The sequence below is a fragment of the Pseudomonas sp. B21-009 genome (assembly GCF_024749345.1).
Classification (GTDB): Bacteria; Pseudomonadota; Gammaproteobacteria; order Pseudomonadales; family Pseudomonadaceae; genus Aquipseudomonas.
In genome coordinates, this window is sequence record NZ_CP087199.1 from 3,519,825 (window position 1) to 3,533,009 (window position 13,185).

12 protein-coding genes are annotated in these 13,185 nt (G+C 63.5%); 7 read left to right on the forward strand and 5 right to left on the reverse strand.

Going from position 1 to position 13,185, the window contains the following annotated elements:
• The first annotated feature begins 27 nt into the window (after nt 1-27).
• Both LOY34_RS15915 and LOY34_RS15920 read left to right on the forward strand, forming a co-directional pair.
• A complete protein-coding gene (locus tag LOY34_RS15915) occupies nt 28-585 on the forward strand; it encodes a helix-turn-helix domain-containing protein (protein WP_195884452.1) in 558 nt (185 codons plus the stop codon).
• Nucleotides 586-599: 14 nt separating this feature from the next.
• Nucleotides 600-1,109 (forward strand): methylated-DNA--[protein]-cysteine S-methyltransferase, encoded by a 510-nt coding sequence (locus LOY34_RS15920; RefSeq protein ID WP_195884453.1) that lies wholly within the window; start codon nt 600-602, stop codon nt 1,107-1,109.
• A 235-nt stretch (nt 1,110-1,344) separates the two neighbouring features.
• Here the strand turns inward: LOY34_RS15920 and LOY34_RS15925 are convergent, their stop codons facing one another.
• From LOY34_RS15925 to LOY34_RS15935, 3 genes are all read right to left on the reverse strand, one after another.
• Nucleotides 1,345-3,684, reverse strand: coding sequence for a TonB-dependent siderophore receptor (locus tag LOY34_RS15925; RefSeq protein WP_309475830.1), 2,340 nt, complete (start codon nt 3,682-3,684; stop codon nt 1,345-1,347).
• Between the two features lie 157 nt (nt 3,685-3,841).
• Nucleotides 3,842-4,807, reverse strand: a complete 966-nt coding sequence (locus LOY34_RS15930) for a FecR domain-containing protein (protein ID WP_195884455.1) — start codon at nt 4,805-4,807, stop codon at nt 3,842-3,844.
• On the reverse strand, nt 4,807-5,340 hold the full coding sequence (locus LOY34_RS15935) for a sigma-70 family RNA polymerase sigma factor (protein ID WP_093381507.1): 534 nt from the start codon (nt 5,338-5,340) through the stop codon (nt 4,807-4,809). Before LOY34_RS15935 ends, LOY34_RS15930 begins: the two co-directional genes overlap by 1 nt.
• A 203-nt stretch (nt 5,341-5,543) precedes the next feature.
• Between LOY34_RS15935 and LOY34_RS15940 the strand changes: the two genes are divergently transcribed.
• The 4 genes from LOY34_RS15940 to LOY34_RS15960 all read left to right on the forward strand — a co-directional run bounded on the left by LOY34_RS15940 (nt 5,544) and on the right by LOY34_RS15960 (nt 9,423).
• Complete coding sequence (locus LOY34_RS15940; protein WP_195884456.1) at nt 5,544-6,131, forward strand: SMI1/KNR4 family protein; 588 nt, start codon at nt 5,544-5,546, stop codon at nt 6,129-6,131.
• Nucleotides 6,132-6,225: 94 nt separating this feature from the next.
• On the forward strand, nt 6,226-7,041 hold the full coding sequence (locus LOY34_RS15945) for a carbon-nitrogen hydrolase family protein (protein WP_195884457.1): 816 nt from the start codon (nt 6,226-6,228) through the stop codon (nt 7,039-7,041).
• Between the two features lie 36 nt (nt 7,042-7,077).
• Nucleotides 7,078-8,172 carry a polyamine ABC transporter substrate-binding protein gene (locus LOY34_RS15950; protein WP_195884458.1) on the forward strand — a complete coding sequence of 365 codons (1,095 nt, stop codon included), beginning with the start codon at nt 7,078-7,080 and terminating at the stop codon, nt 8,170-8,172.
• A gap of 42 nt (nt 8,173-8,214) precedes the next feature.
• Nucleotides 8,215-9,423 carry a GNAT family N-acetyltransferase gene (locus LOY34_RS15960; protein ID WP_195884459.1) on the forward strand — a complete coding sequence of 403 codons (1,209 nt, stop codon included), beginning with the start codon at nt 8,215-8,217 and terminating at the stop codon, nt 9,421-9,423.
• Nucleotides 9,424-9,426: 3 nt separating this feature from the next.
• Here LOY34_RS15960 and LOY34_RS15965 read toward each other — a convergent pair whose 3' ends face one another.
• Nucleotides 9,427-10,008 (reverse strand): DUF4174 domain-containing protein, encoded by a 582-nt coding sequence (locus LOY34_RS15965; protein WP_195884460.1) that lies wholly within the window; start codon nt 10,006-10,008, stop codon nt 9,427-9,429.
• Between the two features lie 223 nt (nt 10,009-10,231).
• Between LOY34_RS15965 and LOY34_RS15970 the strand changes: the two genes are divergently transcribed.
• Nucleotides 10,232-10,735, forward strand: coding sequence for a DUF1772 domain-containing protein (locus tag LOY34_RS15970; RefSeq protein WP_123566296.1), 504 nt, complete (start codon nt 10,232-10,234; stop codon nt 10,733-10,735).
• Between the two features lie 62 nt (nt 10,736-10,797).
• On the opposite strand, the gene LOY34_RS15975 is transcribed toward LOY34_RS15970, so the two are convergent.
• Nucleotides 10,798-13,158, reverse strand: coding sequence for a DNA polymerase II (locus LOY34_RS15975; protein WP_258663528.1), 2,361 nt, complete (start codon nt 13,156-13,158; stop codon nt 10,798-10,800).
• Nucleotides 13,159-13,185 lie beyond the last annotated feature (27 nt).

Consider the following 13,185-nt stretch of genomic DNA (forward strand, 5'->3'; position numbering starts at 1 on the left):
CGAACAAATGACCGGTATATAGAACACATGATCGAAGCCCATTCCCCTATCCTGCTGCTGGCCAGCGCCATCCGCCGCGAGCGCGAGCGCCTGGGCCTGTCGGTGACCGAGCTGGGCAAGCGCGCGGGCCTGGCCAAGTCGACCCTGTCGCAACTGGAGTCCGGGGTCGGCAACCCCAGCCTGGAAACCCTCTGGGCCCTGGCCACTGCGTTGCAGGTGCCGGTCAGCCGGCTGATGGGCCAGCCGCGTCAGCACGTGCAGGTGATTCGCGCCGCTGAAGGCGCCGCCAGCCATAGCGAGCAGGCCCATTACGCCGCCACCCTGCTCGCCGCCTGCCCGGCCGGGGCACAGCGCGATCTCTACCGGCTGCGGGTGCAGCCGGGTGAACCGCGGCGGTCAAAACCGCATCCACCGGGTACCCTTGAGCACGTGATCCTCTGCAGCGGCCGCGCCCGGGTCGGCCCGCTCGAGCAAACGGTGACCCTGGAGGCCGGTGACTACATGAGCTATTCGGCCGACGCCCCGCACGTGTTCGAGGCCCTGGCCGCCGACACCCTGGCGGTGATGCTGATCGAACACGCCTGAAACGAGGACTGCCCATGAGCGAACTGCTGCTGCGCCGCCTGCACCTGCCGGAGCCGATTGGCCAGGTGCTGATCGTCGGCGATGACCAACGGCTGTTGGCGCTGGAATTCGATGAGCCAGAAAAACGCCTGCTGCGGTTGCTGCGCACCCGTTTTGGCGCCGCTGTGCAATTACGCGAAACCGCTGGGCTGACGGCGCTCGCCGATGCTGTGCAGGCTTATTGCTCAGGCCAGTTGCAGGCGTTTGATGCGCTGGTAGTTGATGCCGGCGGCACGCCGTTCCAGCAACGGGTGTGGGCGGCGTTACGGGAAATTCCGCCAGGCACTACCCGCACCTACGGGCAGATTGCTGCACAGCTGGGTAACCCGGCAGCTGCACGGGCAGTGGGCTTGGCCAATGCGCTGAACCCGGTGAGCCTGGCCATTCCCTGCCATCGGCTGGTGGGCAGCAATGGCGCACTGACAGGTTATGGCGGCGGTATTGAACGCAAGCGCTGGTTATTGCAACACGAACGCCACGCCTAGTTATATTATTTATAGATGTTATAATCGTCAGTTAATTGTTTTGGAGGGCAGTTTATGACTACATTTCAATTCATTGCCGGCATGGCCTTCTGCTTTGCAGCCCTTGCGCTAAAAGCCTACCTGATCCTGAAGCCGCCCGTAGAAGCCGGGCCTGGCGCTCGATAAGCAATTGTAAGCCGGAATAACAGAACGCCCCCTTTTTTATAGATCAAGGGGGCGTTTTTTATTTAGCCGATCAGAAATCCCAGCGCGTAGTCAGCATTAAATTGCGCGGGTCACCGTACGACATCGAGTTATAAAAACCGATGTTGGTGTAATAACGTTTATCGAACAGGTTATTGGCATTTACCGTGGCCGAAAAACGCTCGGTGAACTGGTAGCGGGCCATCAGGTCCACCAGCCAGAACGGGTCCTGGGCGAACTCCTCGTCGATGCCCTTGGGGCGGTTGCGCAGTACCTGCCAGCCCTTGCCCTGCCAGCGCGCGCCGCCGCCGACCGTCAGGCGATCAAGCGCGCCCTTGAGTTTGTAGCTGGTGTAGAAACTGACCTGGTCTTCCGGCTCCCAGGTCGACACCTTCTGGCCATCGTCATCGCGAATCACTTTGTGGGTGTAGCCGCCCTGCAGCTGCCAGCCCGGCGCCAGCTCACCCGAGACTTCAGCTTCGAAGCCCTTGGTCTTGGCTTTGACGCCCATCCAGGCGAAGCCCACCGCCGGGTTGGTCGGGTCGCCGTTGTACTGGTTGTCCTCGACGGTGCGGTTGCTCTGGTGGATCTCGAAATAGGCAAGGCTGGCGTTGACCCGGCCATCGAGGAACTCGCCCTTGATCCCCACCTCGTAGTTCTGCCCTTCGTCCGGGTCCAGCAGGCGGTCGGTGCGGTCGCGGAACCAGCTGTCCTGAGGCATGAAGATGTCAGTGTAGCTGGCGTACAGCGAATAGGTGTCGTTGAGGTCATAGACCGCGCCTACGTAAGGGATCAGGCGGTCGTTTTCCTTGTTGTCGGCGTCGATGCCGTCGTAGCTGTAGTTGACCAGGCGCCCGCCGAGCAGCAGGGTCAGGTCGTCGATCGGGTGCAGGCGCGCGGTGAGGTAAGTGCCGTTCTGGCGAACCTTGTCGTCGGTGCGCGCCGACACCGGGCCCCAGTCAGGTTCGGCGATGTCGCCGTCCCAGCTGGGAAAGTCGAGGATGTTGTTATTGGCATGGGTAACGTCGCGGTAGTCGTTGCCCTTCCAGCGCGAGGCGGTATAGGAGTTGCCGATCACCAGTTCATGCTCGCGGCCGAACAGCTGGAACGGCCCGCTCAGGTACAGGTCGAGGGAGTCGCTCACGGTTTCGCCGGTGTACTTCTGCGCATAGATGCCGGCGGTGCCGTCCTTGCGTGGCTGGTAGCCCTGGATCGAGCCGAGCGGCGCGTGGTAGCCGTTGATCTTGTGATCGAACTGGGCCTTGGCCACCCAGCCGTTGTCCAGGTGATGCTCAAGGCTGGCGAACACGGTGCGGGTGTACTGCTCCCAGCTGCTCCATTTCGCTGCGTTGTTGAAGTGGTGCGAGACATTATTGGTGTCGCCATTGCCATCGTACAGCGGCACGGTGCCCGACCAGCTGGAGCCTTTGGGGTTGTTGTCCTGGTAGTCGGCGCCGACGGTCAGCAGGGTGTCGGGGTCGAGGTCGAACTCGAGGACGCCGTAGTAGACGCTGGTCTTGCGCTGGTAGTGGTCGAGGAACGAGTGCTTGTCCTGATAGGCCGCCACCGCCCGGCCACGCACGTTGGCGCTGTCGGTCAACGGGCCGCTGACGTCCAGTTCGCTGCGGTAGTTGTCCCAGCTGCCGGCGCCCAGATCAAAATGGCCCTTGAACTCGGCGGTGGGTTTCTTGCGCACCAGGTTGATGGTCGCGCCCAGCGAGCCTGCGCCGGTGAGCAAGCCGGTGGCGCCCTTGAGCACTTCGACGCGGTCGTAGATGGCCATGTCGCTGAGGCTGTTGCCAGCCGAGTAACCGACGTTGCGCGAAGTCGAGGGAATGCCGTCGTACTGGAAGTTGCTGATGGCAAAGCCGCGGGCGTAGTAGCTGTTGCGCTCGGTGTCATAGGCCGAGACGGTGATGCCCGGGGTGTGGCGCATCACATCGTCGATGTTGTTGAGGCCGAAGTCATCCATGTGCTGGCGGGTCACCACGGTGATCGACTGCGGCGTCTCGCGCGGGGTCAATACCAGGCGTGTGGCGGTGGCAATGGTGCCGGGGGTGTAGGAGTGGCTTTCTTCGGTGATGGTCCCCAGCTGGTTGCTGGTGACCTCGGTGGCGCTGAGGTTGATCGCACCCGCCTCGTTCACTTCGCGCACCAGGCTGTAGCGCCCGTCGGCTTCCTTGATCAGTGCCAGGCCCTTGCTGGCGAGCAAGGCGCGCAGGCCCTCCTCGACCCCGTACTGGCCGTGCAGGCCTTCGCTACGCTGGCCCCGGGTCAGCGCCGGGTCAAATGACAGCACCACGCCGGCCTGGGCGGCAAAACGGGTCAGCACCTGGCCAAGATCGTCCTGGGCCAGGTCGTAGCTGCGCGCGGCCGATTCGGCCTGGGCCATGCTCAAGGGCAACAACAGCGCGCAACAGCGCAGGGCGTGGTGAATCGGGCGGGTTCTCATTCGATGCGTTCTCTTCTGGTTGGCATTCAGGCAGTGGGCCTGCCTTCCATAAGTCGAACGACAAGACGAATTAATATCATTTGCATGAAAAATACTTTTATTTGCGTGCCTCTACCGTCACCCAATACGGCGTGCGCTGGCTGACCCGCACCGGCAACGTGCTTTCAAGGGCGCGGAAGATCTGTGCCTGGTCGTCGAGCCTGAAGGTGCCGCTGATGCGCAGCCCCACCACTTGCGGCGCGCAACGCAACCAGCCGCGGCGGTAGCGCGCCAGGTCAGCGATAAAGACCCCCAGGTACTGCTCGTTGGCGATCAGCAGGCCCTTGCTCCAGGCATCCAGGTTGCCCTCCAGTGGCGAACTGAGCACCAGCGCCGGGTTGGCAAAGCGGCATTGCTCGCCCGCCTCCAGCAGCGCACCGCCGCCCTGCTCGCCCGCCAGCACCTGTACGCGGCTTTCGAACACTGCCAGGCGCGTGGTGTTCTCGCCGGCCAGCAGCGAAAAGCGTGTGCCCAATGCCTGCACGGTGCCGTGGCGGGTTTGTACCAGGAAGGGCCGGTTGGCCGGGTCCTTGGCGGTGGTGATCAGCACCTCGCCATCGCGCAGCACCAGCAGGCGCTGTTGAAGGTCGAAGCGCACATCCAGGGCGCTGGCGGTGTTGAGCTGAACCTGGCTGCCGTCGTCCAGGGTCAGGTTCAGGCGTTCGCCGGTGCGGGTGTGATAATCAGCGAACCAGGGGCCCTGGCGCGCCTGCTGGTAACCGCCCCACCCCACAGCACCGGCTCCCGCCGCCAGCACCAGCCCCTTGAGCACACCGCGACGGCCCAGCGCCGGTTGCTGGCCGGCCAGTTCCAGGGTGCGCCCGGCCAGGCGCGTGGGCATTTGCTGCAGGCGTTGCTGCACCCGCTCGACCTGCTGCCAGGCCCAGCGGTGCTGCTCGTCGGCCTGCAGCCAGGCGTGCCAGGCGGCGTGTTCGGCGCTGCCGGCGCTTTCATCATTGAGGCGCGCACGCCAGGCGGCGGCCTGCTCAAGGGCAGCGAGCTGGCGCGAATCGAGGGCGGCCATCAGTCAGCCTCGTGTTGCAGGCTGTACAGCGTGCAATGGTGCAGGGCCTTGGCGATGTCACGATTGACCGTGACCACCGAAATGCCGAGGGTTTCGGCGATGGCCTTGTAGGTCATGCCGTCCAGTTGCGAGAGCAGAAAAGCCTTGCGCACCCGGGCGCCGAGGCCGGCGAGCATGGCATCCAGCTCGCACAGGGTTTCCAGCAGGATCGCCCGCGCTTCAGCGGAAATATCCAGGGCTTCAGGTTGCTCGGCCAGCGCCTGCAGCCAGGCGCGTTCGAGCCGCGCACGGCGAAAATGGTCGATCATCAAGCGCCGGGCGATGGTCGCCAGGTAGCCCCGCGGTTCGCGTACGGCGCGCAGGCGGTCGACGGCATCGTCGGCGCTGAGCACGCGGACAAACACGTCCTGCATCAGGTCGGCGGCCAGGTCATGGCACGCCACTCGCGGGCGCAGCCAGCCGGTCAGCCAGCGGTGATGAGCCTGGTACAGGTGGCTGACCTGCTGGCGCAGGGCGGGGTTGGAATCGCTCATGATGACTCGAAAAAGTAAATGAGAATTTCTATCATTCTATGCGAATGAGTGAAGTGGTTGGAAGAGCGCCGGTGAACCTTGAGAATTGCGCCAGCTCTGTGGGAGCCGGACTTGCCGGCGATCGAGCGCATAGCGCTCGCAATCACGGCCAATTTCAGTCAGCCTGCCCAGACATCTCTGCGCTTTCAGGAAGGAACCGCCCCATGTCACTCGTCGAAACCTACCTCAGCGGCCTGCGCCAGGCGCTGCCAAGCGAAGAGCTTGAACAATTGAACCTCGCCCACGGCGCTTCGGCCGCAGACCTGCAAAAACTCAGCGCCCACTACCCGCTGTGCCCCGACAGCCTGCTGCGATTGCTCGGGCAGATCGACGGCACTCATTTTCGTGATTACCCAGGCGGCACGGTCATCGTCCTGGTGCTCGGTTCGGACGTGTTCGAATACCCCTATTACCTCAGCGCCAGCGAGCAGATCCTCGAAGACGCCCGGAGCTACACCGACAGCATTCGCGGCATGTACGGCGAGTACCTGGAGGAATACCCGGAAACCGTCGGCGCGGGCATCGACAGCGACCTGGCCATGAACCAGCGCCTGTGTTTCTCCCATTGCATGAACAACGGCGGTAGCTCGAAGCTGTACATCGACTTCAACCCCGCCGCTGGTGGCACTGTCGGCCAGGTGGTGCGCTACCTGCACGACCCGGACAGTTATGAAGTGATCGCCGACAGTTTCGATCAGTACCTGCAGCAACTGATCGACGATGACTTTGCCTTTGTCGAACGCGAGATCTGAACGCCATTACCCATTCAGGGTTACTCCATCAACGTAATTAACGCCCACGCCGTCGCGCCGCATACTCGGTTCCAGCCCCCCGCAAGGAACCCCGATGAAGATCGAACTGATACAACTCGCCGGCCGCGACGGCGATACCGCCTACAACCTGCAACGCACCCTTGAAGCGATCGCCGGTTGTGCGGCCGACACCGACCTGCTGGTGTTCCCGGAAACCCAACTGATGGGTTTTGCCAGCGCCGAACAGCTGGCCGAAGTTGCCGAAACGGTGGACGGCCCCAGCGTCCAGGCGGTGCTGCAGGCGCTGCGCAAACGTGACGTGGCGGTGGTGATCGGCCTGGCCGAAAAGGCCGATGGCCGCTTCTACAACACCTCGCTGCTACTCACCCCCGAAGGCATCGCCCTGCGCTACCGCAAAACCCACCTGTGGCCCTCGGAGCGCGGCCTGTTCACCCCCGGTGATCGCTACGCCACCACCACCTTCAAAGGCCTGCGTATCGGCCTGCTGATCTGCTACGACATCGAGCTGCCGGAAAGCAGCCGCGCCCTGGCGCAACTGGGCGCCGAGCTGATCGTGGTCAGCAACGGCAACATGGACCCCTACGGCCCGGTGCACCGCACCGCGATCATGGCCCGCGCCCAGGAGAACCAGGCCTTCGCGCTGATGGTCAACCGCGTCGGTGCAGGCGATGACAACCTGGTGTTCGCCGGTGGCAGCGCCGTGGTCGACCCGCACGGGCGCCTGCTGTTCGAGGCCGGGCGCGAGCCCTGCCGGCAGCTCATCGAACTGGACATTGGGCAACTCGAACTGGCTCGCCGCGACTACGACTACCTGGCCGACCGGCGCCTGCACCTGCCTGGCCAGCGCCTTGAACACGCCGATGGCCGCCGCGAACTGCTGATCCCCTGAGCGCTACCCCTATAACAAGAATCCGGAGTGCCCTTCATGAAGTCGATCCGTCGCCTGCCCCTGGCCCTGGCCGCGCTGCTCAACCTGGCCGCCGCCCAGGCCGCCGCGCCCAGCGTGCACATCTATAACTGGTATGACTACATCGCGCCGAACACCACCAAGGAGTTCCAGCAGGCCTCGGGGATCGCCCCGGTGTATGACGTGTTCGACAACAGCGATGGCATGCAGAGCAAGCTGATGGCCGGGCGCAGCGGTTATGACGTGGTGTTTGCCAGCGCCGACCTGCTGCCCAACCTGATCAAGGCCGGGGTACTGGCCGAGCTCGACCGCAGCCAGTTGCCCAACCTGGCGCACCTGGACCCGCAGATCCTCGCCAAACTGCAGGGCAACGATCCCGGCAACCGCTTCGCCGCCCCCTACTTGTGGGGCACCACGGGCCTGGGCTATGACGTCGACAAGGTCAAGGCGCGCCTGGGCAAGGATGCACCGCTCAACTCCTGGGACCTGATCTTCAAGGAAGAAAACCTCGCCAAGCTGGCCGACTGCGGCGTGGCCATGCTCGATGCACCCGGCGAGATCATCCCCATCGCCCTGCACTACCTGGGCCTGCCCTACAACAGCAAGAACCCCGAGGACTACCGCAAGGCCGAGGCGCTGCTGCTCAAGGTGCGCCCGCACATCGCCTACTTCGACTCCTCGCGGTTCATCTCCGACCTGGCCAACGGCAATGTCTGCGTGGTGCTCGGCTGGTCTGGCGGGGTGTTCGATGCCAAGCTTGCCGCCAACAACGCCAACAATGGCCGCGACATCCGCTACAGCATTCCGCACGAAGGCGCACCGTTCTGGCTCGAAAGCATGGTCCTGCTCAAGGACGCGCCCAACCCGCAGCAAGGCCTGGCCTTCATCGACTACATGCTGCGCCCCGAGGTAATCGCTGCCTCGACCAACTACCTCGGCTACCCCAACGCCAACAAGGATGCCGCGCCGCTGGTAGACGCAAAAATCCGCGACAACCCGTCGGTATACCCACCCCAGGCGGTGCTCGACACCCTGTTCGCCCTGGAGCCGCTGCCACTCAAGTACGAACGCATCCGCACCCGGGTATGGAGCAAGGTCAAGACCGGGAGTTAGTGTTAGCGTAGTGAACCGCACGCTCGCCCAAGGACTCGCTGCATGATCCGCCTGGCCTCCACTGAAGACCTGCCCGCCATCGATGCTCTGATCGAGGCGGCCTACAGCCCCTACATCGCCCGCATCGGCGCCAAGCCCGGCCCGATGCTGGAAGACTACGCGCAGTTGGTCACCCGCCGGCAGCTTCAGGTGCTGGAAGACCAGGGACAGGTAGTGGGTCTGCTGGTGCTGATCGTCGAAGCGCAGACAATGCTCCTCGACAATGTCGCGGTGCATCCCCAAGCCCAGGGCCGCGGTCATGGCCGCCAGCTGCTCGAGCAGGCCGAAGCCCGCGCCCGCCAGCTGGGATTGCCGCGGATTCGCCTGTACACCAACCAGGCCATGGCGGAGAACCTGGGGCTGTATCAAGCGCTTGGGTATCACGAAACCCATCGCGCCCTCGATCAGGGTTTCCAACGGGTGTTCATGGAGAAGTACATCGGTGGGGTGGATGCCAACGGCGATATCCTCACGCTTGCGCCGATAGCGCAACAACCCGCCTACCGGCCTGTGCTCGACGACCTCTGCCGCACCCTCGAAAACCGATGCCATACGCTGCTCGGTGGCATTTACCTTTACGGCAGCGTTGCCCGTGGCGATGCCCGCGAAGGTGAATCGGACCTGGACGTGACCCTGATATTCAACCATTGCCCCAACGCCAATGATCTGCAGCAGCTAGAACGGGCCAGAGCTGAGCTGCAGGACCGGCACCCACTGGTGAGCAAGATCGATTTCGACATCGGCACCCGTGATCAGGTGCTGGCCGAGGAACACCGCAACAGTTGGGGTTACTGGCTAAAGCATCACTGCCGCTGTATCTGGGGCGAAGACCTCGCCCAGAACTTCGCGCCATTCAAGCCTTCACCAGCCATCGCGCGGGCAGTCAATACCGACCTGCACGCTGCATTTGAGCGATATGCCGAGGGTATCGCCGATGCGGGCGACGCAGACACGCTGCGCCGGCTGCAACGGGAAGCCTCACGCAAGGCATTGCGGGCCGGCAATATGCTGCGAAGTGACAAGGACCCTTCGTGGCCGCTGACCCTGGAGGATCATGCTGACCAGTTACGTATTGCTTGTCCGCAACTGGCCGCTGAGGTCGAATTCTTTTTGCGTCACGCCTATCAACCCGAAGCCAGCGCCGAACAGTTCCTCGAACAGCTCGGCACATTCAACACAGCATTCTTTGTACGTCTGCACGCTTCTGGTTGAACCTCAATCCTCCAGCGGCTTCGGCGGTTTGGGTGGTGGTGCCGGCTTGGCGGGTTTAGCGGGTTTGCCGTCCTTGCCGGACTTGACCTCTTTGCCCTTGGTGGCGTCCTCCTTCAAATCGGCAACGGTCGCCGGCACGATGGCTTTCTCTGCCGCTGGCAACTGGTCGACCGCATCGAAAATCGCCTTGGGCTCGAGGGTGCCGGTGTGTTCGATCCGGTGCTGTTCGCCGTCTTTGCCTACCAGTACCACCTGGGTGACCATCGTATCCCGGGCACTGAACTTGAACCGGCGGATCAGGGCCATGGTCTCCTGTTGATCCATGAACTTGTCATCGCGCTTGCCGATCATGCCGGCAACGCTGTACAGCACCAGCTTGCGTTCCTCGAATGCCGCCTTGCTGGCCGGGTCTTCCAGGGCCTTGTTCAATTCGCGCAGAGTCGGGTCGGCGGTGCTGGGGGCAAGGACTACCAAGGGACGGGCCTTGTTCAGATCCCGGGCCAGAGGGTCATCGCTATCGGCAGCGAGGGCAGGACCGGCAACAAAGGCCAGCAAGGCGGCGAGGGTCAGTGACCGAACAAGCATGCGCATCTCCTTTCAATTTCCATGCATCAAAGACTACAAATCGCGACGAAAGATCCGGGTTGCGAGCCTAAACTACAGGGCCAGATGAGTGGGCAAAGCAAAGGTAACTTCCGATTACCAAGTGCGACCTTGGATACCTTCCGAAAGGTCTGTCATCCGATTCTGAGGATAGCTGAAGGCCGCCAGCCATGCCCGTCGACCACCCTGGAAAAAGGCCTGAACCATGAGCATTGCCGATACCCTGCTGTTGCTGCTGATCCTTGTTACCGCCCTGGGCTGTGGGTTGATGGGCGGGTTGTTCTTCGCCTTCTCAAACTTTGTCATGCAGGCCCTGGAGCGCATCCCGGCGCAGAGCGCGGTCACCGCCATGCAGTCGATCAACCAGGTGGTGCTCAACCGCCTGTTCCTGTCGTTGTTTCTCGGCACCGCCGTCACCTGCGCGATCCTGCTGGCCTGGGCCTGGCTGCGCTGGCCACTGCCCGGCAGCTTGTGCATCGGCATCGGCAGCGGCCTGTACCTGCTCGGCAACGTACTGGTGACCCTGCTGTTCAACGTGCCGCGCAACCAGAGCCTGGCGCGCCTGGACCCGGCCAGCAGCGAAGCGGCCAGTGCCTGGCCCACCTATGCACGGGTGTGGAACCGCTGGAACCATGTGCGCACCATCACCGCCCTGGCGGCGACGGCGTGGTTGATGGTGGCTTTGCTGCGGGTGGTGTGGACTCAATAGCGGCTGCTACGCAGCCATCGCTTGCAAGCCAGCTTCCACAGGGTCGGTGCATGCAGGTCCGGCTAGAACAAGCCCATCTGCCGATCGATCAGCGCCGTGAAGTCATCCTCCACGAACGGCAGGATCGCATCCGCCACCGGCTGCAATTGCCGGATCAGGTAGTGGTCGTAATCGATCGCCGAATGTCGCGTCTCCAGCGGCTCCGGCCCCGCCACGGTTATCACGTAGCTGATCCAGCCGCCATTCTGATACTGCCGCGGCCGGCCCTGACGGTCATTGAAGTCATCGGCCATGCGCGCCGCCCGCACATGCGGCGGCACGTTGCGCTGGTAGTCAGCCAGCGGGCGGCGCAGGCGCTTGCGGTAGATCAACAGTTCATCCTGCTCACCGGCCAACGTCTTGCGCACATACTCACGCAGGTACTGCTGGTAAGGCTGGCGCTTGAAGATGCGCTCGTACAGCTCCTGCTGAAACTGCCGGGCCAGCGGCGACCAGTCGGTGCGCACGCTTTCCAGGCCCTTGTAGATCATCTCTTCAGTGCCCTGGCCACGTTGCACCAGGCCGGCATAGCGTTTCTTGCTGCCTTCCTCGGCGCCGCGAATGGTCGGCATCAAAAAGCGCTTGTAGTGGGTTTCGTACTGCAACTCCAGGGCACTGTCCAGGCCATAGCTGTCGCGCAGGTGCTCACGCCACCACTGGTTGACCTGCTGCACTAGCTCGCGGCCAATTTGCGCCGCGTCCGCCTCGTCATGGGCACGCTTGAGCCAGACGAAGGTCGAGTCGGTGTCGCCATAAATCACCGTATAACCCTTGGCTTCGATCAACTCGCGGGTACGGCGCATGATCTCGTGGCCGCGCATGGTGATCGATGAGGCCAGGCGCGGGTCGAAGAAGCGGCAACCGCTGGAACCGAGTACGCCGTAGAAGGCGTTCATGATGATCTTCAGCGCCTGGGACAGCGGCGCATTGTGCTCGCGCTTGGCTGTCTCACGGCCCTGCCAGACCCGCTCGACAATCGCCGGCAGGCAATGCCGGCTGCGGGAAAAACGCGCCCCGCGAAAGCCTGGCACCGAGGTCTCATCGCCCGGCTCGCGCAAGCCTTCGACCAGCCCTAGCGGGTCAATCAGAAACGTGCGGATGATCGACGGATACAGGCTCTTGTAGTCGAGCACCAGCACCGACTCGTACAAGCCCGGTCGCGAATCCATGACAAAACCGCCCGGGCTGGCCTCCTCCGGGCGCTCGCCCTGATTGGGCGCGACGAAGCCCTGGCGGTGCATCAAGGGCATATACAAATGACAGAACGCCGCCACCGAACCGCCGCTGCGATCAGCCGGCAAACCGGTGACCGTGGCCCGTTCGAGGAGGAAGGTCAACAGTTCGGTCCTGGCGAAGATCCGCGTCACCAGCTCGCAGTCCTTGAGGTTGTAGCGGGCCAGGGCCGGCTTGTCCTCGGCGAACATGCGGTTGATTTCGTCCATGCGCTGGTACGGGGTGTCGATCGCCTTGCCTTCGCCGAGCAGGGTCTGGGCCACGTTCTCCAGGCTGAACGAGGGGAAGCTCCAGGTCGCCGAACGCAGCCCTTCGATACCGTCGATGATCAGCCGCCCGGCCGCCCCGGCAAAAAAATGCGCGCGGCTGCCGTGCTCGCGCCAGTCCATTGCCTCACCGCCACGGCCCAGGCGCAGCGGCACCTTGAGCTGGGTGGCGTGCTGCTGCAGTACGCGCAGGTCAAACTGCACCAGGTTCCAGCCGATGATCGCATCGGGGTCGTGCACGGCCAGCCAGTCGTTGAGGCGTTCGAGCAATTGAGCGCGGTTGTCGCAGTATTCGAGGTCGAAATCCACGCCTGCGGCGTCGCCATTGGCCGGGCCGAGCATGTACACCTGGCGCTGGCCACAGCCTTCGAGGGCAATCGAATACAGCTCGCCGCGTTCGGTGGTTTCGATGTCCAGCGACACCAGTTTGAGCGTGGGGCGGTAATCGGCGGCGGGCTTGAGCTGGGCGTCGATCAACACGCCGCTGGCATCCGCCGTGCCGCTGAAGCTGACCGGCGCGGTGATGAAGCGCTCCATCAGGTAGCGCTCCGGCGGGCGCACATCGGCTTCGTAGATTTGCACGCCGGCGGCGCGCAGGCGCTTTTCCAGCTGGATCAACTGGCGGTGCTGACGGCAGTACAAGCCCAGCACCGGCCGTTGTTCAAAATCGCGCAGGGCCAGCTCGCGCAACTCGACCTCGCGCTCGCCGCGCAACACCGCCTCGGCCTGGCGCCGCTGTTCGGCGGGGACGAACGCCACTGAAGTCTGCAGCGGCAGACGCAAGCGCCGTGGGCCCTGGTCGGTGGCCAGCCAGAACTCGACAACGGTACCGGCCGGGGTATCGCGCCAATGCCGGGTCAGGACAAAGCCCTGCTGTAACTCCACCGCTGCAACCTCGAAAACACCTGTGTA

Coding starts and splice junctions, on each gene's coding strand:
- LOY34_RS15915 (WP_195884452.1), top strand. CDS start 28: ATGATCGAAGCCCATTCCCCTATCCTGCTGCTGGCCAGCGCCATCCGC.
- LOY34_RS15920 (WP_195884453.1), top strand. CDS start 600: ATGAGCGAACTGCTGCTGCGCCGCCTGCACCTGCCGGAGCCGATTGGC.
- LOY34_RS15925 (WP_309475830.1), bottom strand. CDS start 3,684: ATGGCCCAGGCCGAATCGGCCGCGCGCAGCTACGACCTGGCCCAGGAC.
- LOY34_RS15930 (WP_195884455.1), bottom strand. CDS start 4,807: ATGGCCGCCCTCGATTCGCGCCAGCTCGCTGCCCTTGAGCAGGCCGCC.
- LOY34_RS15935 (WP_093381507.1), bottom strand. CDS start 5,340: ATGAGCGATTCCAACCCCGCCCTGCGCCAGCAGGTCAGCCACCTGTAC.
- LOY34_RS15940 (WP_195884456.1), top strand. CDS start 5,544: ATGTCACTCGTCGAAACCTACCTCAGCGGCCTGCGCCAGGCGCTGCCA.
- LOY34_RS15945 (WP_195884457.1), top strand. CDS start 6,226: ATGAAGATCGAACTGATACAACTCGCCGGCCGCGACGGCGATACCGCC.
- LOY34_RS15950 (WP_195884458.1), top strand. CDS start 7,078: ATGAAGTCGATCCGTCGCCTGCCCCTGGCCCTGGCCGCGCTGCTCAAC.
- LOY34_RS15960 (WP_195884459.1), top strand. CDS start 8,215: ATGATCCGCCTGGCCTCCACTGAAGACCTGCCCGCCATCGATGCTCTG.
- LOY34_RS15965 (WP_195884460.1), bottom strand. CDS start 10,008: ATGCTTGTTCGGTCACTGACCCTCGCCGCCTTGCTGGCCTTTGTTGCC.
- LOY34_RS15970 (WP_123566296.1), top strand. CDS start 10,232: ATGAGCATTGCCGATACCCTGCTGTTGCTGCTGATCCTTGTTACCGCC.